Consider the following 18,294-nt stretch of genomic DNA (forward strand, 5'->3'; position numbering starts at 1 on the left):
CAACCCGAGAGGATGTATAGCGATGAATCAACACAAGGATTTCAACCTGCCTTCTGTCCGCCTGAATGCGGGCATGTACGCTCTGACCAAGCTGTCGGCCGCCGGATTGACCTTCATCCTGATCTCCCTGTTCATGCTGATCCATGGCTATGAGAACGGAATTCCGTCCGGCTGGCCGGTATCGGTGCCTTATGCCATCTACGCCTACGGCCTACCGGCTGCCATCCTGGCCGATGCGCTGCTGCGCATGTTCCGCTGCACCTCGCTCAGCCCGGCGCTGGCCCTGTACGCCATTGCCGGCTATGGCGCCGGCCTGTGGCTCGCTGCAGAGCAGGGCGGCGACTCCCTTGTCTCCGGCCTTACCGGACTCGCAGTCCTGCTGCTGTTCCGCATCGCCCAGATCGCGGGCGAACGCTTCCCGATTCTGCTTCCCTTCTTCGCTCTGTTTATTCCGCTGGTCTGTCTGATCTTGTTCTGACCTGGCGGGTTCAGGCGGGGCGGAGCATTAGGGAGGGCCGGAATGGCGGGTAAGGCTGGATACCGGGCTGGATGGGATCAGTATTCGGAAACCGCAAACCCTTCTCACGGCACATTGTGTTCGGTTTTCCGCATACATTGGGACCACACGCCTCCGTCAGGCCCAATGTGGTCGGTTTTTCGACTATATTTGGACCATACGTCTCCGTCACGCCCAATGTGGTCGGTTTTTCGATTACATTGGGACCACACGCCTCCGTCAGGCCCAATGTGGTCGGTTTTTCGACTATATTTGGACCATACGTCTCCGTCACGGCCAATGTGGTCGGTTTTTCGATTACATTGGGACCACACGTCTCCATCAGGCCCAATATGATCGGTTTTTCGACTACATTGGGCCCGATGCCCTCGCGCTGGCACATTGCGTTAACTCTTATCGTCCGGTGCATCGCGCTCAATAGGATGCCCGAAGCAAACAATTGGAGAAATGTGTCTTATTTCATCCGTTTCTGCCGTTTACAGGCAGGCAAGTGGAAAAGCTCCAACTAATAAAGTTAGTTTTGTCGCCTGGGGTGAAATGTGCTAAATTAAGTGCCGTCTATCCAACTAACGTCCCGCCAGAACTCATCCGCTCATCAGCAGGTGGACAAAATCCACCTGTTATCCGCTAAAGCAGACAGCAGACTAACATAGACTTTGAACTCCAAGCAGCCCGTGTGTCAGAGCGAGCAAGAGCTTGAAACTGTTAATAAAATATCGCCGGAGGGCTGGCGCTGTTGGTTGGAGACATCAAACCCGGTGCTTACATTTACAGCGCCTCGATAATATCCCCGGCGATCAGGGCAGCAGGATGGTCCCGCTTCCGGGCAGCACGTTCTCCAGCCAGCCCGTGTAGATAGACTCCGAACGCGGCGGCCTGATCCGCCTCCAGGCCCTGGGCCAGCAGACCGGAGATGATGCCTGTCAGCACATCGCCCGCACCGCCGGTACCCATACCGGGATGCCCGGTGATATTGATATAGGCCTGCCCTTCGGGCGTTGCTATTACGGTATGTGCTCCTTTGAGCACAAGGATTACCCCATGCTGAACGGCGTAGGACAATGCTATTCCGATCCGGTCCCGCTGCACCTCCGCTGTAGATATCCCCGCCAGACGGGCCATCTCCCCCGGATGCGGGGTCAGAATAACCGGATGGCGGCGGCTCCAGCTCCGGTAACCGGTATCGGCCAGTATATTCAGCGCATCCGCATCGATAACCATAGGACCGTCCATCTCCTCCCATAGTCTGCGGAGCCACTCCGTGTCTCCTTCGAACCGGCCCAGGCCGGGGCCGATAGCTATACAATCGCGGCTGGTGCTCAGCCGCAGCACTTCAGCGGCCGTACCCGCATTCCACTCCCCGTCACCTCCGGTGACCGGAGCCAGCATCAGCTCCGGTACAGAACCGATCACATAGGGCAGCAGCTTCTCCGGCAGCGCCCAGGTTACCAGCCCACAGCCTGCGCGCAGTGCAGCGCGGGCAGACAACAGGCCTGCACCGCTCATGCGCAGGCTTCCTGCTGCAAGCAGGACATGCCCGTAGGTGCCCTTGTGACCCTCGGGCGAACGGCGGCGCGCCAGGTCGACCTTCAGGCGCGCCGTCAGTACTTCCGGCGTCAGGAGGCTGACCTGGACGCCTCCCTCCCGGGAAAGGGCAGCGGGTATGCCGATGGAGCGGACCACGACCCGCCCGGCGGCCTGCGCGCCGGGATATTGCAGCAGCCCCCGCTTCAGAAACGCGAGGCAGACGGTCACTGACGCATGAATGCAGGGCTCATGCGTCTCCCCCGTGTCCGCATCCAGCCCGCTGGGGATGTCCGCGGACACAATGGCTCTGCCGCTGGCGTTCGCAGCGGCAATCAGCTCCGCATAGGCACCGCGCGGGGCTCCCGCGCTGCCTGTGCCGAGCAGCGCATCCACGATGCCGCTGCATGCGGCAAGGTCCAGGGCGTCCCTGCCGTAGACTACGGCAGGAATGCCCATAGCTGCAGCGGCATCACGCTGCAGTGCAGCTTCGCCGGCCAGCGACTCCGGCGCGGCCGCGTACACCAGCGTGACGGCGATGCCGGCCTCACGCAGGTGCCTGGCGGCGGCGAGGCCATCGCCGCCGTTGTTGCCCTTACCGGCGAGGACGAGCCAATGCTCTCCGCCGGCACCGGGAAGCGTCAGTGCCGCATCTCCGCTGACAGAGAAGCCCGCAGCGTCAGCACCGAAGCCTGGCGTACCGCGCCCGCTTGACGCATCCACTACGTCACCAGTTGCCGCCGCTCCGTTCCGCATCATTCCGCCACCTGTCGTTCCCGCTCCTTCCCACCGCACTCCAGCACCTGATATTCCCGCTCCGTTTCTCCACACTCCACCTTCAGCCGTGCCGAACCCATCACTCCGTGCACCATCAACACTCGCTCCCGCTCCAGGTACTTTGCTAACTGGCACTCCCGCTTCACTACCCTGCACTCCACCTCGAGCCGTGCCTGCCCCAACATGCCGGGCTTCACCACCAACTACACCTGCCCCGTTCCACCGTGCTTCGTCACCCAGCACTCCCGCTTCATCACTCCGCACTCCACCTCCAGCCGTACCCGTTCCATTCCACTTCGCTCCGACTCCAACCGCTCCCGCTCCAGCCCCCCACGCCCTGCCACCAGGCACACCAGCTACGCTTGCCCGGCGGCGGCACAGGGCGATGACCTCCTCGGCAATAGCCCGTCCGGCATTTTCCATCAGGGCGATGGCCGGGATGCCCAGCCGCTCGATCGTGTCGCGGTCGAATGCCCGCATCTCCTCCGCTGTCACCACATCCATTGGTCCAGACCTCCTTTATAGTTGCTTCGATTGTACTAAGTCCCGTATCAGCAAGCAAATAACCCAGGTAGCTCATGGCGGCCAACGAGCGACAAGCCCCCAGAACAACAAAAAGCCCTCCCCGCTACGAAGAGGACTTCTATGTTAGATAGGTAATGATCCCAACTGCTTAGTCTTGAGGATCAGATAAGCATACTTGCATCCATAGTTGCATTCCATACACCTAAAAACACGCAAAAGCAAAGCCCTCCTCTTCTAACTGTAGTTTGTACAACTATATCTGCCCGAATGAGGAGAATCCCGGCACAGAGGACGTTTTAAATGTACAGACTGCAACTACACGGATAATCAGCGGAAAATCAGGCGTTTTAGTTGTACAGAGTGCGATTAAACCTGCCGCCGACTCTACCTCTGCCTTTTCACCTTCCGCCTCCGCGTATCCCCCCATCAATATCCTACAGTAAACCTGGCTCTGCTGAAATTGCCTTCCTCCAGCTCATCGATGACCGCCACGGCAAAATCCTGGATGCTGATGCTGCTCCGGCCGTCTTCGTCTACAATCAGCCGGTCAAGGCCGATGCGGAATTGGCCGGTACGGCGCCCGTCTACCAGAGCGGCAGGCGGACTAAGATATGTATAGTCCAGCTCCGACCCTCTATAGATCTCATAGGCATTAGCATGAGCCGAAGCCAGCGCGCGGTAGTCCTCCGGGAATCCGGCGGTGTCCATCAGCCATTCTCCCGATTCCGTCTTGAGGCTGCCTGCTCCGCCGACAATGATCAGACGCTCAAGCCCAGCCGCCCGCAGCCCCTCCAGCAGTGAATCCGCCACCCGCAGCAGATCATTCTCATGCCCTGCCGCCGGACCGAAAGCACTGATTACCTCCTCATGTCCGCGCACGGCTGCCGTTACCGAGGCCGGGTCCAGCAGATCAGCAGCCGTCACCTGCAGCCGCTCATGCTGAAGGCTGAAGGCTTCAGGTCTGCGTACCGCAGCCGTGACCTCATGTTTTCTTTTTAACGCTTCCTGTACGATGGCACTTCCAACCCTGCCCGATGCTCCAAACACTACAATATCCATTCTCCCGCTGCCTCACTTTCCTAATCTGCTATCCTTTAGCATTACACGAATTCACACGATTTATCGCCGCAGGAACATTCCCTGTGAAGCAGGCATTACCGGCTCGAATCCGTATTTGGCATACAGCTTGGCCGCTTCCCCGTCAGCAATGAGACTGATATATGCCTTCTCCGGCACACTGTCCAGGAATGCGCGGATTTCCCCCATGATGATTTTTCCGAGACCCCGTCCCTGAAAGGAAGGCTTCACTGCTATATCCGTCACTTGAAAAAAACATCCCCCATCCCCAATAACCCTGCCCATTCCCACCAGCAGCTCGCCCGCATACACAGTAACTGCAAAAGCAGAATTAGGCAGTCCGGCTGCCGCCCCCTCTATGCTCATCGGACTAAGCCCGGCTTCCTGCCGCAGTGCGATATAATCCTCTACTGAGGGCAACTCCTGCCGGATCTCCGGCTGTGCTGAATTTGTCATGCTACTCCTCCTATTTACTGCAATCTGCAAGCATAACCCGCCTGCTATACTGATACCAATATATATGTATTTGTTCAAAATTGAAACGCCCCGCCTCCTCCGGCGTACAATAACTCAAAACACAGCACTTGCACTCTGCAGACGGGCAGGTTATTCTTACCCCGTGTCCTTGGGTAAACTGTGGATAGACAAGCAACACTACTATTTTGGAAGGTTGGTGAAGTAATTATGTCTCCTACAGGGAAACTGTTTAAATGGGGAACTTTCGCTTATGAGGCTTTTCTGGCGCTGCCGATTATCGGGGGAAGCTTTGTGGTGGCAAATGCCTGGGCGCCGCTAGGAATCGCTTTTCTGCTGCATGCTGTAGCCATAATCATTCTGCTGAGAGAGCGCGGTCCGATTATCGGGAATGCAGTGGGCGTGGTCACCTCGGTGGTTGCCCTGATTCCTTTTGTCGGCTGGGTGATGCATGCCATTACCGCAATTATTCTGCTCGTAGAAGGGCTGAGCGGATCACGGCGCAATCCACGATACTGAAATTCAACACACTAATCAGTGAACAAGGAGTACACTACCAACTATGATTAAAGGATTATACGAAGCCCATTTACCCGTTTCTAATCTGGAAGCATCTATTGAATTCTATAAAAGGCTGGGACTGAAATTCGCCTGGCGCGATGAGGACACCGCGTTCTTCTGGATTACAGAGGGGCGGAGCTGGATCGGATTATGGGAAGGGCCGGAGGTTCAGACCCCTTATCACCCTTCCCTGAGGCATATTGCCTTCGAAGTCACTTATGAGGACCTGAAGCAATCGCTCGCCTGGCTGCGTTCCCTACAGATTGACCCGGTTCCTTTCGGCAGCAGAAGCACGGTTGAGCCTTTTATCCGCCCCCATCAAGGCAATGCCTCGGTTTACTTCAATGATCCGGACGGCAACTCTCTGGAGCTGATGTGTCATATCGAAGTCCCTCAGGGGTTGAAGACGATCACAAGCAAGCTGTCTTTTGAGGAGTGGGAGGAGCTGTGCAGGAAGTCCAGCGATTAGTTCCAGCAGCCATGCTGAGAGGAACCTACAGGGAAACCGACATGTATACTGTTTTCCGCATACATTCGGGCCACATGCCTGCGTGCCAGCAACTGTATGCTGTTTTTCGCATACATTCGGGCCACGCGTCTGCATGTGAGCACAATGTATGCTGTTTTCCGCATACATTTGAGCCACAAGCCTGCGCGCCACTTATTCACAACAGAAGAAAATCATAATTTCCTATACCACAAGAAAGACCTTCCATTGGTTGCCCAATGGAAGGTCTTTCTGTATTACCCTCGTCCCCCTGCACGGGTATCGGTCCGCCGGCTTCCGGTCTCTCCACTACCACGTGAATTTGCTGTGCTGTTCTCGAAACGTTTGCGCTCCGTGCGCTCCATCTGTACGATTTGGCCTTCATGCACTACGATGTGCAAGGAGCCGAATTCCATATCGTCGAGCAGTTCCGTTATCCGCGCAAGCCATACCTCATCCACCTTCAGTGGTTTAGCCATTCGCAAGCCTCCCTTTCCCGGTTAGGGAATAACTCTGCCTAAATTCCGTTATTACCACCTTGTATACTATGAATTAACTTAGCACGGCACCCAATAGCTGTCAATGAGCATTTTTGCGTACAAGCAGGCTTTTTACAACCATCGTCACCAGTGCCAGCAGGAGCAGCAGAGAAGCCACCGCGAAGGATGCCGAGAACTGATATTCGTTGTACAAAATTTCGACATGCAGCGGCAACGTATTCGTCTCCCCGCGAATATGCCCGGACACCACCGAGACGGCCCCGAACTCACCCATGGCCCGTGCATTACAGAGAATAATGCCATAGAGCAGGCCCCACTTGATATTCGGCAGCGTTACGCGCCAGAAGATCTGCCACCCGTGCGCACCGAGCGTAATCGCAGCCTCCTCCTCCTGTGTGCCCTGCTCCTCCATCAGCGGAATCAGCTCGCGGGCTACGAACGGGAACGTGATAAACAGCGTAGCCAGCACGATGCCTGGCAGGGCGAAGACGATTTTGATATCATGGTCGCTTAACCAGGGGCCGAACCAGCCGTGCGAGCCGAACACCAGAATGAAGATCAGCCCGCCAATCACCGGTGATACGGCAAAAGGCAGATCGATCAGCGTCACCAGAAAACCCTTGCCGCGAAAACGGAACTTGGTTACCGCCCACGCCGCCGTTACCCCAAAGACCGTATTCAGCGGAACCGTAATGGCGGCGACCAGCAGCGTCAGCTTCAGCGCCGAGGCGGCGTCCGGGTCGGTCAATGCGGCCCAGTAGACATCCAGCCCCCGCTTCAGCGACTCCACCAGGACAATGATCAGCGGCAGCGCAATCAGCCAGAGCAGGACCAGTCCGGCCAGGGAGATGAGCACCCATTTCACCGCTTGGGACTCTGTGGTAGAGGGCGATGACGCGCCTGTACGCGGCCCGGGGACATGCAGGGGAACCGTACCGGCCATATTTATTCCTCCTAAAAGTTTTGTTGGTATATGCATCCTGAATCCGCTCCAGACAAAACTCGCCTCGGAAGCATACGCTTTAGTTTTATGAAGCATACGCTCCCCGATTAACTTCGCAATAAAACTCGCTTCGGAAGCATACGCTTAAGTTTTATGAAGCATACCCGTTCTCTCTTATCGCGAGCTCCTCCGCGCCCAGTGCTGAAGGCTGTTGATGACCAGCAGCATCAGGAAGGAGAGCAGCAGCAGAATCAGGGCCACAGCGGTGGCTCCGGCGTAATCGAACTGCTCCAGCTTGGACATGATCAGCAGCGGGGCGATCTCTGTGCGCATCGGCATATTGCCGGAGATGAACACGACAGAGCCGTACTCGCCGATGCCCCGGGCGAACGCCAGGGCGAAGCCCGTAAGCAGCGGAGGGAACAGCTCCGGCAGGACAATCCGCAGGAAGGTCCGCCCGCGGCCTGCCCCCAGCGTAGCGGCTGCCTCCTCCATGTCTCTGTCCAGGTCCTCCAGCACCGGCTGTACCGTGCGGACGACAAAGGGAATGCCGATGAACATCAGCGCCAGCGTGATGCCCAGCGGTGTGAAGGCAACCTTGAAGCCCAGCGGCGTCAGCAGGGAGCCGATCCAGCCGTTCTGGGAATAGAGGGCGGTCAGCGATACGCCCGCCACGGCTGTAGGGAGCGCGAACGGCAGGTCGATCAGGGCGTCGAAGATTCTTTTGCCGGGGAATTCATACCGCACCAGCACCCAGGCCAGCAGCAGTCCCAGACCAACATTGATCAGGGCCGCAGCGCCCGCCGTACTCAGACTGACACGGTAGGAGGCCAGGACGCGGGCATCCGTAGCCACATCCCAGAATTTCGCCCAGCTCAGCCCCGTTGAATTAAAGAGCAGCGCGGACAGCGGCAGCAGAACCACAAGACTCAGATACAGCACGCTGAATCCCATCGTAATCCCGAACCCAGGCAGCAGTTTGCGCCGTGACACCGTCCTTACAGCAGCTTTGGTCGTGACATTCATGTGCCCATTCATCCTTTCCTGCCTTCGGCATATGGCCGATCAGCCTCTGGCGGAATTCCGCCTGTCAGTATGGTCTTGCCGCTTCTGCATCATCGTTCACGAACTCCGCTGTCAGCTGCCCGGAACGTAGATTTTGTCGAAAATTCCGCCGTCATTGAAGTGCTTCGCCTGCGTCTCCTTCCAGGTTCCGAATTTATCCGCCAGGGTGAACAGCTTGATCTCCGGGAATTGATCCTTGAACTCGGCCTTTACGCTATCCAGTGTCGGACGGTAATAGTTCTCGGCAGCAATCTTCTGGCCTTCCTCGGTGTAGAGATATTTCAGATAGGCATCTGCTACCTCGCGCGTTCCTCTTTTATCGACGACCTTATCCACCACAGCAACCGGCGGCTCAGCCAGAATACTCTCTGACGGATTCACAATCTCGAATTTGTCCGGACCCAGCTCCTTGATGGACAGATACGCCTCATTCTCCCAGGCGATCAGCACATCTCCGATGCCGCGTTCCACGAAGGTAGTGGTCGAGCCGCGGGCGCCGGTGTCCAGGACAGGTACATTCTTGAACAGCTTTTGCACGAATTCCTGCGCCTTGGCTTCATCATTATTATTGTGGTCCAGCGCATAGCCCCAGGCAGCCAGGTAGTTCCAGCGGGCACCGCCGGAGGTCTTGGGGTTAGGAGTGATGACCTCTACGCCCTCCTTCAGCAGATCCGGCCAATCCTTGATGCCTTTCGGGTTGCCTTTGCGGACCAGGAAGACGATGGTGGAGGTATACGGGGAGCTGTTATGCTCATATTTACTCTGCCAGTCCGCGCCAATCAAGCCGGCCTCCTGAAGCGCATCAATGTCATACCCGAGCGCCAGCGTAACGACATCCGCCTCCAGGCCATCCAGCACCGCCCGGCTCTGCTTGCCCGATCCGCCATGTGATTGCTTGACTGTTACCTTCTGGCCGGTCTCCTGCTCCCAGTAGGCGGCGAAGGCCTTGTTGTAGTTCTCATACAGCTCACGCGTTGGATCGTAAGATACATTCAGCAGCTCGACCGGTTCCTTTGACTGTGTCTGGGCAGCTTCCGTTGTGGCCGGAGAATTTGCAGCCGCTTCTGTGGGGGCCGGGGCCGCTGTTCCGGCACCCGCACTGTTCCCCGTATTGCTGTTCCCGCAAGCCGTAAGCCCTGCCGTCAATATCAATGCAACCCCGGCGAGAAGCCCCTTCTTGATCCCTTTTGTCATCTTAGTCCACTCCCCCATAATAGTCTTGTAACAAGCAATAGACGCAGGAAAGCCCGCTTGCGGCAAGTCAAACCGGTCTTGTAGACACGTATCTGCGAGCCTGAAGCAGGCGTTCCTCCGTCTGTACGGTAAGAACTTATTTGATTATTCCTACCCATTTAGTAGGTTATACAGATATAATACTGAACGCTTCCCGCGCTGTCAAACCTTTTTTTCACTTTGAATGAAAGACAGTTACCGATGGACCCAGGACAGGAAGTGGCTTCCGTTCCTGTAAGACCCACTTGTTATTGTTGCCCCAAAGTAATATCATTGCTACATCTTATTGAGCGAAAATAGAGCGAATTCATATAAATAGAAACGGCAGCGCAGTTTCTATTATTGCCGCTTACACCGGGGGAAATAATCATGGGAATGGATTTGGAGTATGGCCCCGCGCCGCAGGGACCGCGGCTGCACAGGCGTGTACTCAGAGAACTGGGCAGACGTATCCTGGAAACGTACAGGTATGATACTACTTTATGGAGGACTGCGCTGAGCGGTCCTTGGATTCTATGTATTCTGGCTTTTACTATAGCTGTCATGGGTATCCCTACCGGCCTCGGGAGCGCAGCAGATATCATGCTGGCAGCCGGTGCGGGAACACTTGTTATGGCACTGTCCAGCAATCTACTGGCTGTGCTGCTCTCCTTAACCGGACTGCGGCTTCCGCATCTGTTCGCAGGCTCTTTACTCAGCACCTATGGGGCTGTACTGCTGATTCTGTATTTTTCCGATCTGGAGCTTGGAGCTGCAGCCGTTATCGCCTGTATCGCAGCCTTGGTCTGTGGGATAGGGGGACTAGCGGCCGGTCTGCTGCGGACCCGGAGAATGTTCACCGGTGGTCTGCTGGCAGCGGCACTCTTCCTCTCCCCCTTCGCACTGGCCTATGGCTATGAGACGGGAAGCAGCCCGGTACCTGTACCCTCGCTTCAGAGTCTGGCGGCGGATGGACAGGTGCTTCCCGTAACGGCGGACGATCCCGCCCAGCCGGGCGTCTATGAGTTCCACACCTTCACCTATGGCAGCGGCAAGGATCTGCAGCGCAAGGCGTATGGCAAGGATGTCCTGCTAGCCTCTGCTTCCGTGGATGCTACTGAATATATCTCTTCCTGGCCCGTGCTGCGGACCCTGTTCTGGGGGTTCGATCCCGCTTCCCTCCCGCTGAATGCCAGAGTGTGGATGCCGGATGGGGATGGGCCTTATCCGCTGGTGCTCATGGTCCATGGCAACCATATGATGGAGGACTTCTCCGAGGACGGCTATACCTATCTTGGTGAATTACTGGCCAGCCGGGGCTTCATCGCGGTCACCCTGGATGAGAATTTCCTGAATTATTCGGCCTGGTCGGGTATTCCGGACAACGACTTCAAGGCGCGGACCTGGATGATTCTGAAGCATCTGCAGCAGATCGGCAGCTTCGCGGAGCAGCCTGGCACCCCCTTTTACCAGAAGGTTGATTATGACTCTGTTGCACTGCTTGGCCACAGCCGCGGCGGGCAGGCCGCAGCCATGGCTGCGGATGCGCCGCTCTGGTTCAGCAGCGATCCTGTTCTGGACGCTATTCAGCAGTTCCATATTACTTCAGTCATTGCCCTGGCTCCTACGGATAAAATGATCGACAGCAAGCAGGCCCGTCTAACCGATGTGAGCTATCTGACACTCCAGGGCGCCCGTGACGGCGATGTACATGATTTCTACGGGGACCGTCAATATATGCGCTCTTCCTACACCGGCAATACCCCTGGCTTCAAAAGCTCGCTCTATATTGCCGACGCTAATCACAGCCAGTTCAATACGGACTGGGGGCTATATGACCAGACGCTGCCTACCGGCCTGTTCCTGAAGCGCTCCCGGATCATGGACGGGGAAGAGCAGCGGAGAATCGCCAAGGTCTATGTCTCTGCCTTCCTGGAGACCACCCTGCACGGGAGGAGCGAGTACCGGCAATTGTTCCGCGATTACCGCAGCGGTGCCCGGTGGCTGCCGGATACCGCCTACTATAACCGCTTCCAGAGCGGGGCCTATATCACGGTGGCGGACTATGATGAAGACCGCAACCGGGGCGCCGTCCAAGGCGGGACCGTCTCTACTACTACGGGGCTTCACTGGAGCGAAGAGGCCGCGAAGGACCGCGAACGGAACAACAAGCCCTCTTACGGTATTCTGCTGGAGCGCAGTAGCAGCCCTGATCAGGATCATACGGATGCCGAGGCCGCTTACAGCATTAGGCTTAGCGACACGCTGACTCAGACGCTTGCGGAATCTCCTGCCGTAGAGGGACTGACCTTCTCCCTGGCGAACCATAACTCCGATCCTAACCAGGACGGCGATGCTGAACCGCTGCCGGAAACTGAGCTCTCCCCGGATGTGGAGGTGGAGCTGACTGACAGCAACGACACCGCCGCAAGAATCCCCCTGGACGAGGTGATGGATATTCTGCCGCTGCCGCAGACTGAGTTTACGCTTAGTCCATGGCTGGAGGAGCGGATCAGTGACGGCAAATTCGGCAACCTCTCGGAAGCCGTCTACCAGACGTACAAGCTGCCCTTCGAGCTGTTCCTTGAGGAAGAGCCCGAGCTTGATCCGGATAGCCTGACAGACATCACCTTTTATCTGCAAGGGACAGAAGACAAGATTATGCTGGACGACATCGGCTTCTATGAGCGGGAGGACCCGCTGACAGGAGTGAATTAACCGGACATCATTCTATTTATCTGTAGAAAAAATAACAACAGCCCAAATTGCCCCCTGTCGCCTTATTCCGGCTAACAGGGGGCTTTGCTGTTCCTGCACAGAGATGCTTGTCCAGGTTAGTCCAAGGCTACAAGGCAGACAGGTGCCGGCACTTCCAGCTCATTGCCGGTAGGGATCAGCCGTCCGGTCTCACTGTCTATGCGGAAGGAGGCAATATTGCCGCTGTTCTGGTTAGCAGCGAGCAGCATGCCGCCGATCAGAGCGAAGTTACGCGGTGTCCGTCCTCCGGAAGTCACCCAGTCCTCCGCTTCCAGCAGACCCGTAGCCTTATCAATATGGAACAGTGCGATGCTGTCATGCCCACGGTTGGATACGTAGAGGTAGCGTCCGCATGGTGATACATGGATATCTGCAGCCGTATCATCACTTCCGGCGGTATAATGCTCCGGGAGACTGCTGATACTCTGCAGGAGCTTCAGATTGCCCTGAGGCTCATCATTGGCGAACAGGGTAACCGTATTGTTCAGTTCATTAACCAGATAGATCCATTGCCGCGAAGGATGAACCGCCAGATGGCGCGGTCCTGAGCCTGGAGGAAGCTCTACCTCCCGGTGAGTGACCAGCTTCCCGTCCTCCACACGATAGAACACGATCTGGTCGAGACCGAGATCACAGACCAGCACATGATCCCCCGTCTTGTCCGGAATCACGGAATGGGGATGGGGGGCATCCTGACGGTCGCTGCGGATTCCCGAGCCCTCATGCTTCACCTGGGAGGACATCTCCTGTAATGACCCGTCCTCTTTCAGCGGGAACACATTGACATTCCCTCCCGTATAGTTAGACACGGCTATGTAGTCTCCCTTCGGAGCCACCGAGACATAGCAGGGCGCGCCGCCCCCGGTCGCTCTGCTGCCCAGCGGATGCAGCGCTTTGCTGCCGGGATCAATGGCGTAGGCATGAACCTCACCCTCATCCTGCTCACTCACAGCATATAATACCGTCTGCGCCGCATTAACCGCCAGATAGGAAGGGTTCTGGATCCCCCGGGTACCGCCCATAACCCTCATTTCTCCGCTCTCCTTATCCAGCGCACCGAGCAGTATGGCCTCTCTCTCCTCACTGTTGTACGTTCCAATATAGAATAATACTTCATTAGGCTGGTGCATGGCAGCGGCTCCTTTATTGTATAGTATATAAGCTTATATACCCTGTACACCCCTATACTCACTCAGCGGGTGAACCATAAATTCACTATAACATCTTTATGTACCCACTGCGTTATCAGGGTTAAACAGCATAATTTTGGACAGACTGGAATACTAAATAAATGTGTGCCGGCAAAATTTAACACTGGTTTAAACGCTGTGCATAAGGTTAATATTAACCATCGAAGACAACAAACACAAAAGGAGCTGAGAGTTAATGAGTTTACTATGGATGTTGATTGTTGGTGGCGTAATTGGTTGGCTGGCCGGGTTGATTATGGGTAGAGACATTCCAGGCGGAATTATCGGCAACATTATCGCTGGTATTCTCGGTTCATGGCTCGGCGGCATGCTGCTGGGAAGCTGGGGACCTAAGATCAGCGACTACTATGTCTTCCCTTCACTGATCGGTGCTGTGGTTCTGATCTTTATCGTAAGCCTGATTCTGCGTTCGGTTGGCGGACGTAGCCGTTCTTAAGCTCTATGGCAGCATGCTTTAACGAAGCTGCTGTACTATACTTAGCAAGCAGACCCGCCGGGGTTAGACTCTGGCGGGTTTGCTGTGTGCTTCAGGCAGATCACCCGCATGAGGCAGGCTGCGCATCATTAATGAAATCCGTTCATTATCTGCTATAATGAAGTAAATAGTGACCGATATCACAGAGGAGGAACGTGAATTATGGGTAACATCAACCCCTCACTTCTGCATGTGGGCTCCACGCTGGGAGCTGTATTCATGGCGCTGATGGTGATTTTTATCCGCATGAAAGCCAGCGCCCGCCCGGTAACCATCCGCAAAATATGGATTCCGCCGCTTGGCATGTCCACCGGCTTCGCCATGTTCGTCGTACCGGAAGTGCGCTTCCCCTGGTGGTGGGCGGTAGCGGCTTTCCTGGTCGGCTGGTTTATTTTTGCCTATCCGCTAATCCGCAGTACGCGGTTCGAAGAACGTGAAGGGCTGATCTATGCCCAGCGCTCCAAGAGCTTCGCCTTCATTCTGCTTGGACTGCTGCTGGTCCGCACCCTGCTCCATGAATTCATCAACCGGTATGTCTCTGTTCCGCAATCCGGCGGATTATTCTTCATTCTGGCCTTCGGCATGATCCTCCACTGGAGACTGTTCATGTATAAGCACTATACCGGAATGCTGCCTGCCGAGCCGCAGATGCCGCAGCCCCGGGTCTAGGGTGAAGCGGAGATAGATTATGTTCAAGGGGGTGTCCCCGGCAGCCTTAGGGAGGACTGCCGGGAACACCCTTTCCTTCTGTCTTCCCAAATGCCCATCAGCTGCATATTATAATTCATAAGAACCCTGATACTCTAACCTTCCATGTGAATTATGGCCAAATAACGGACGGGTACGGCGAGCATTTTCGGTGCGATGTCAGGTAACTTGCGATGAGATCAGTTAGAATAGTACCATACTTGTAGAGAGTGGGGACTGGGCAATTGAAAAGTAAATCGAGAAAAGTGGCAATCGTCGGCTCCGGCATGGTCGGCTCAAGCGTTGCCTATTCCATGGTGAATCAAGCCATATGCGATGAGATCATGATGATCGACCGCACCTACGACCGCGCCATGGCACAAGCGCTTGATCTCTCGCACTGCATGGACTTCACCGGAACACGCACCAAGGTCTATGCCGGCACCGCCAGTGACTGTGCGGGGATGGATGTCGTCATTCTGACGGCAGGCGCCAATCCCAAGCCGGGGCAGACCCGGCTGGATGTACTGGATGCCGCCGCTGTAATTACCCGGGAGATCATCACCGAGATTATGGCGGGCGGCTTCGATGGGATCTTCGTCGTCGCTGCGAACCCTGTAGATATTGTAACTTATATGGTCTGGCAGATCTCCGGCCTGCCGCGGCACCGGGTAATCGGCACAGGCACCTCCATCGACTCTTCCCGGCTGAAAACACTGCTGTCGGAGGTGTTCACGATTGATCCGCGCAGCGTCAACGGCTACGCCCTTGGCGAGCACGGAGAGTCGCAGTTCGTGGCCTGGTCCCATGTGACAATCGGCGGCAAGCCGATTTTGCAGATTATGGAGCAGCACCGCGAGCGCTTCAGCAGCCTGGACCTTATGGATATCGCCCGCAAGACGAAGGATGCCGGCTGGGAGATTTTTACGCGCAAGGGCTCGACCCACTTCGGAATCGGCAGTGCCCTCGCTTATATCACCCGCTCTATTCTGAATGACGAGCACAAAATCATCGCCGTCTCCGCCATCCTGGACGGGGAATACGGACAAAGCGGCGTATGCGCCGGAGTTCCGGCCATTATCAGCAGCAGCGGTATTCAGGAATTGCTGGAGCTGAACCTCAGCGATACGGAGATGGCTAAATTCACCGACTCCTGCAGTATCATCCGTGCGGGAATTGATAGCCTCACGCTGGAGGAGCAGCACTAAGCTTAACAGCACAGCCTATACCGCAAACACCCCTCTGCTCACACAGCAACCTGTGGGGCAGAGGGGTGTTTGCGATGATTTTACCTGATATTATTGAAACTTCTCGATCTCGCTGCGCAATTCGCTCATCAGCTGGTTGAGGGATTGGGCTGAGGTGACAACCTGGCCCATCAGATTCCGCTGCTCGGTGGAAGCCTCCGCCACCATCTCGGCGCTCTCGGCAGAATCTCTGGCAATAATCAGCATGTCGGAAATGGAGGCCGTAATCTCTTCTGTCCCGGCGGACATCTGCTCGTTGACGGCAGAGACGTCCTGGATCTGAACCGATACCTCACGGATGGACGAGCGGATATGGTCGAAGGAGGTGCCTACATTCTGCATTTTACCCATCCCGTCTCCGATCTCAGCAATGCTCTTCTCCATAGAGACCTCGGCCGCTCTGGTGGATTCCTGAATCTGACGGATCAGCTCCACAATGTTCACAATGGCGCTGTTCGTGCGCTCCGCCAGCTTCTTCACTTCATTCGCCACCACGCCGAACCCGCGCCCGTGCTCGCCTGCTCTGGCCGCTTCAATCGACGCATTGAGCGATAACAGCCCCGTCTGATTGGAGATTTCGGAGATTACATCAACAATCTGGCCAATCTGTTCGGATTGCCCGCTCAGATTACTGATCAGAGCCGAGGTCTCCTCCGCAGCGCCGCTGATTACAGTCATCTGCTTAAGTGTGGATTGAATCTCCACGTAGCCGTTCTCGACCTCGGTGCTGACCGTCTCAGCCTGGTCGGACACATTAACCGAGGATTCCGCAATCCGCTGCAGCCCGATTGCCATCTCCTCCGTAGCTCTGGCCGCCTGCTCCGAGCCCTTGAACTGCTCGCCCATTCCCTGGGCCACTTCCTGGACGACCATCTCAATCTCAGCCGACGTATTCGAGGTCTGACTGGCGTAATTCAGCACGCGTTCTGCCGAGACAGCAACCTGCGCCACGGTAGCATCGATTTTGCCGACAATGCCGGACAATGATCCGATCATATCATTAATGCTCTGGCTCATCTGGCCGATCTCATCACCCGAGCGCACGGTCACCCGTTCGCTGAGATAGCCGTCCGCTACTTTCTTCATCACCCCGGAGATTGCCACAATCGGCTTCACAATCAGACGGGTCAGATACAAGGCCAAGGCAATGACCGCCAGAATGATGATTATAATGAACAATGTGGTTATCCGCTGGGCTGAGGTAACTTTGGCGGTAATCTCGCTTTTGGGAACCGTAATCAGCAGCTTCCAGTCTGTGCCCGGAACGGTACGGAAATAGGTAATCACCTGTTTGCCGTCCTCTCCCTTGTAGGCCTCCGAGCCTGCTTCCTTACCGAGAATATGCTCTACAGCCTGCTTCATCTCTGCTGTCTTGGCGTAATCCTTGATATTCTTGCCGATCCGCTCGGTCTCGGAGTAGGCGTAATAATCTCCCTTGCCCGAGATCACGTATCCGTAGCCGGTATCGCCCACGTGGATGTTTTTGCCCATCTCCATCAGAATGTCCGGTGTCACCGAGAAGGCGATGCCGCCGCCAAACTGCTTGTCCTTGTCCACTACGGGAACGAATACCGGGATAATATATTTACTGAGCTGCTCCAGATAAGACATCTCCGCTACCGCCGGGGCAAGACTCTTCTTGGCCTGCAGGAAATATGCCGATTGGCCTACATCTGCCGTAAGCTTAAGGGAATTGGCCAGAATGCCCTGCTTGTTAATGACGCTGTAGCCTTCGGACTGAGTATCGCTCTCTTCGAGTACCTTGACCACAGGAAAAATAGTATCGGGTCTTGAGGTATCGAATTCAGGATGCTGCGCAATCAGCTCCTGGACCGCAGATGTCCGCGTATTCAGCCACTCTACGATACGTGTAGTGTTCATCTCCAGAATATTCTGGGCCAGCTCCTCACTGTCGTCTCTGGTTACACCCCCGAAGTACTGCATGAAAAAAATCGTGACGCCGAGCAGAGGTACAATAGCAATTGCCAAAATAACAAGCGAATACTTGCTTTGCAGCGATAATGATTTTCCATTCTTTGCATTCATTTTCATTTTTGACCGTACACTTCCCTCATTCACCGCAAAATCCCCCTAGAAACCCATTCTGGTCTTCCATATGCTGTAAATATATATATTGATATATCGGCATAAATAGACAAAAAACATAATACATACAATAAAAATAAGCCTTAAGACCCAAAAATTAGGATCATTAAGGCTTATACTTTTCATAATTATTTCATTATGGATTCATC

General features: G+C 55.6%; 17 protein-coding genes. 7 read left to right on the forward strand and 10 right to left on the reverse strand.

Going from position 1 to position 18,294, the window contains the following annotated elements; translation table 11 throughout:
- Positions 1-22 precede the first annotated feature (22 nt).
- Positions 23-478, forward strand: a complete 456-nt coding sequence (locus MHH78_RS00175) for a hypothetical protein (RefSeq protein ID WP_341166258.1) — start codon at positions 23-25, stop codon at positions 476-478.
- A gap of 10 nt (positions 479-488) precedes the next feature.
- On the opposite strand, the gene MHH78_RS00180 is transcribed toward MHH78_RS00175, so the two are convergent.
- The 4 genes from MHH78_RS00180 to MHH78_RS00195 form a co-directional block, all read right to left on the reverse strand.
- Entirely contained in the window at positions 489-899 is a 411-nt protein-coding gene (locus tag MHH78_RS00180) for a hypothetical protein (protein WP_341166259.1), read from the reverse strand.
- A gap of 386 nt (positions 900-1,285) precedes the next feature.
- The gene (locus MHH78_RS00185; protein ID WP_341166260.1) at positions 1,286-3,322 is read right to left on the reverse strand and encodes an NAD(P)H-hydrate dehydratase; all 2,037 of its coding nucleotides are present in this window, start codon (positions 3,320-3,322) and stop codon (positions 1,286-1,288) included.
- A gap of 447 nt (positions 3,323-3,769) precedes the next feature.
- Positions 3,770-4,402 carry an NAD(P)-dependent oxidoreductase gene (locus MHH78_RS00190; RefSeq protein WP_036732742.1) on the reverse strand — a complete coding sequence of 211 codons (633 nt, stop codon included), beginning with the start codon at positions 4,400-4,402 and terminating at the stop codon, positions 3,770-3,772.
- Between the two features lie 60 nt (positions 4,403-4,462).
- Positions 4,463-4,876, reverse strand: a complete 414-nt coding sequence (locus MHH78_RS00195) for a GNAT family N-acetyltransferase (protein WP_076083408.1) — start codon at positions 4,874-4,876, stop codon at positions 4,463-4,465.
- Positions 4,877-5,104: 228 nt separating this feature from the next.
- Between MHH78_RS00195 and MHH78_RS00200 the strand changes: the two genes are divergently transcribed.
- Together MHH78_RS00200 and MHH78_RS00205 are read left to right on the forward strand one after the other, a co-directional pair.
- Positions 5,105-5,413 carry a hypothetical protein gene (locus tag MHH78_RS00200; protein WP_036732747.1) on the forward strand — a complete coding sequence of 103 codons (309 nt, stop codon included), beginning with the start codon at positions 5,105-5,107 and terminating at the stop codon, positions 5,411-5,413.
- Between the two features lie 43 nt (positions 5,414-5,456).
- Positions 5,457-5,924 (forward strand): VOC family protein, encoded by a 468-nt coding sequence (locus MHH78_RS00205; protein WP_036732749.1) that lies wholly within the window; start codon positions 5,457-5,459, stop codon positions 5,922-5,924.
- A gap of 275 nt (positions 5,925-6,199) precedes the next feature.
- Here the strand turns inward: MHH78_RS00205 and MHH78_RS00210 are convergent, their stop codons facing one another.
- From MHH78_RS00210 to MHH78_RS00225, 4 genes are all read right to left on the reverse strand, one after another.
- Positions 6,200-6,421, reverse strand: coding sequence for a YezD family protein (locus MHH78_RS00210; RefSeq protein ID WP_036732753.1), 222 nt, complete (start codon positions 6,419-6,421; stop codon positions 6,200-6,202).
- A 100-nt stretch (positions 6,422-6,521) separates the two neighbouring features.
- Entirely contained in the window at positions 6,522-7,385 is an 864-nt protein-coding gene (cysW, locus tag MHH78_RS00215; protein ID WP_076083413.1) for a sulfate ABC transporter permease subunit CysW, read from the reverse strand.
- A 174-nt stretch (positions 7,386-7,559) separates the two neighbouring features.
- The gene (cysT, locus tag MHH78_RS00220) at positions 7,560-8,411 is read right to left on the reverse strand and encodes a sulfate ABC transporter permease subunit CysT (protein ID WP_341166261.1); all 852 of its coding nucleotides are present in this window, start codon (positions 8,409-8,411) and stop codon (positions 7,560-7,562) included.
- Positions 8,412-8,522: 111 nt separating this feature from the next.
- On the reverse strand, positions 8,523-9,644 hold the full coding sequence (locus MHH78_RS00225) for a sulfate ABC transporter substrate-binding protein (protein WP_341166262.1): 1,122 nt from the start codon (positions 9,642-9,644) through the stop codon (positions 8,523-8,525).
- A gap of 408 nt (positions 9,645-10,052) precedes the next feature.
- On the opposite strand from MHH78_RS00225, the gene MHH78_RS00230 reads away from it, so the two are divergent.
- The gene (locus MHH78_RS00230; protein WP_341166263.1) at positions 10,053-12,380 is read left to right on the forward strand and encodes a poly(ethylene terephthalate) hydrolase family protein; all 2,328 of its coding nucleotides are present in this window, start codon (positions 10,053-10,055) and stop codon (positions 12,378-12,380) included.
- Positions 12,381-12,496: 116 nt separating this feature from the next.
- Here the strand turns inward: MHH78_RS00230 and MHH78_RS00235 are convergent, their stop codons facing one another.
- Positions 12,497-13,549 carry a lactonase family protein gene (locus tag MHH78_RS00235; RefSeq protein WP_076083424.1) on the reverse strand — a complete coding sequence of 351 codons (1,053 nt, stop codon included), beginning with the start codon at positions 13,547-13,549 and terminating at the stop codon, positions 12,497-12,499.
- 256 nt (positions 13,550-13,805) lie between these two features.
- On the opposite strand from MHH78_RS00235, the gene MHH78_RS00240 reads away from it, so the two are divergent.
- The 3 genes from MHH78_RS00240 (at position 13,806) to MHH78_RS00250 (ending at position 16,000) form a co-directional block, all read left to right on the forward strand.
- Positions 13,806-14,066 carry a GlsB/YeaQ/YmgE family stress response membrane protein gene (locus MHH78_RS00240; protein WP_036732764.1) on the forward strand — a complete coding sequence of 87 codons (261 nt, stop codon included), beginning with the start codon at positions 13,806-13,808 and terminating at the stop codon, positions 14,064-14,066.
- A 201-nt stretch (positions 14,067-14,267) separates the two neighbouring features.
- Entirely contained in the window at positions 14,268-14,774 is a 507-nt protein-coding gene (locus MHH78_RS00245) for a CcdC family protein (RefSeq protein ID WP_341166264.1), read from the forward strand.
- Between the two features lie 263 nt (positions 14,775-15,037).
- On the forward strand, positions 15,038-16,000 hold the full coding sequence (locus tag MHH78_RS00250) for an L-lactate dehydrogenase (protein ID WP_341166265.1): 963 nt from the start codon (positions 15,038-15,040) through the stop codon (positions 15,998-16,000).
- 90 nt (positions 16,001-16,090) lie between these two features.
- On the opposite strand, the gene MHH78_RS00255 is transcribed toward MHH78_RS00250, so the two are convergent.
- The gene (locus MHH78_RS00255; protein WP_341166266.1) at positions 16,091-18,118 is read right to left on the reverse strand and encodes a methyl-accepting chemotaxis protein; all 2,028 of its coding nucleotides are present in this window, start codon (positions 18,116-18,118) and stop codon (positions 16,091-16,093) included.
- Positions 18,119-18,294 lie beyond the last annotated feature (176 nt).

It is taken from the genome of Paenibacillus sp. FSL H3-0333, assembly GCF_038002805.1.
In the GTDB taxonomy this organism is placed as follows: domain Bacteria; phylum Bacillota; class Bacilli; order Paenibacillales; family Paenibacillaceae; genus Paenibacillus_AQ; species Paenibacillus_AQ silagei.

What these genes read in the sequence shown, in the direction of transcription:
- MHH78_RS00180 (WP_341166259.1), bottom strand. Translation starts at nt 899, where the DNA reads ATGTGCCAGCGCGAGGGCATCGGGCCCAATGTAGTCGAAAAACCGATC.
- MHH78_RS00240 (WP_036732764.1), top strand. Translation starts at nt 13,806, where the DNA reads ATGAGTTTACTATGGATGTTGATTGTTGGTGGCGTAATTGGTTGGCTG.
- MHH78_RS00175 (WP_341166258.1), top strand. Translation starts at nt 23, where the DNA reads ATGAATCAACACAAGGATTTCAACCTGCCTTCTGTCCGCCTGAATGCG.
- cysT (WP_341166261.1), bottom strand. Translation starts at nt 8,411, where the DNA reads ATGAATGTCACGACCAAAGCTGCTGTAAGGACGGTGTCACGGCGCAAA.
- MHH78_RS00185 (WP_341166260.1), bottom strand. Translation starts at nt 3,322, where the DNA reads ATGGATGTGGTGACAGCGGAGGAGATGCGGGCATTCGACCGCGACACG.
- MHH78_RS00235 (WP_076083424.1), bottom strand. Translation starts at nt 13,549, where the DNA reads ATGCACCAGCCTAATGAAGTATTATTCTATATTGGAACGTACAACAGT.
- MHH78_RS00200 (WP_036732747.1), top strand. Translation starts at nt 5,105, where the DNA reads ATGTCTCCTACAGGGAAACTGTTTAAATGGGGAACTTTCGCTTATGAG.
- MHH78_RS00205 (WP_036732749.1), top strand. Translation starts at nt 5,457, where the DNA reads ATGATTAAAGGATTATACGAAGCCCATTTACCCGTTTCTAATCTGGAA.
- MHH78_RS00245 (WP_341166264.1), top strand. Translation starts at nt 14,268, where the DNA reads ATGGGTAACATCAACCCCTCACTTCTGCATGTGGGCTCCACGCTGGGA.
- MHH78_RS00195 (WP_076083408.1), bottom strand. Translation starts at nt 4,876, where the DNA reads ATGACAAATTCAGCACAGCCGGAGATCCGGCAGGAGTTGCCCTCAGTA.
- MHH78_RS00190 (WP_036732742.1), bottom strand. Translation starts at nt 4,402, where the DNA reads ATGGATATTGTAGTGTTTGGAGCATCGGGCAGGGTTGGAAGTGCCATC.
- cysW (WP_076083413.1), bottom strand. Translation starts at nt 7,385, where the DNA reads ATGGCCGGTACGGTTCCCCTGCATGTCCCCGGGCCGCGTACAGGCGCG.
- MHH78_RS00210 (WP_036732753.1), bottom strand. Translation starts at nt 6,421, where the DNA reads ATGGCTAAACCACTGAAGGTGGATGAGGTATGGCTTGCGCGGATAACG.
- MHH78_RS00230 (WP_341166263.1), top strand. Translation starts at nt 10,053, where the DNA reads ATGGGAATGGATTTGGAGTATGGCCCCGCGCCGCAGGGACCGCGGCTG.
- MHH78_RS00225 (WP_341166262.1), bottom strand. Translation starts at nt 9,644, where the DNA reads ATGACAAAAGGGATCAAGAAGGGGCTTCTCGCCGGGGTTGCATTGATA.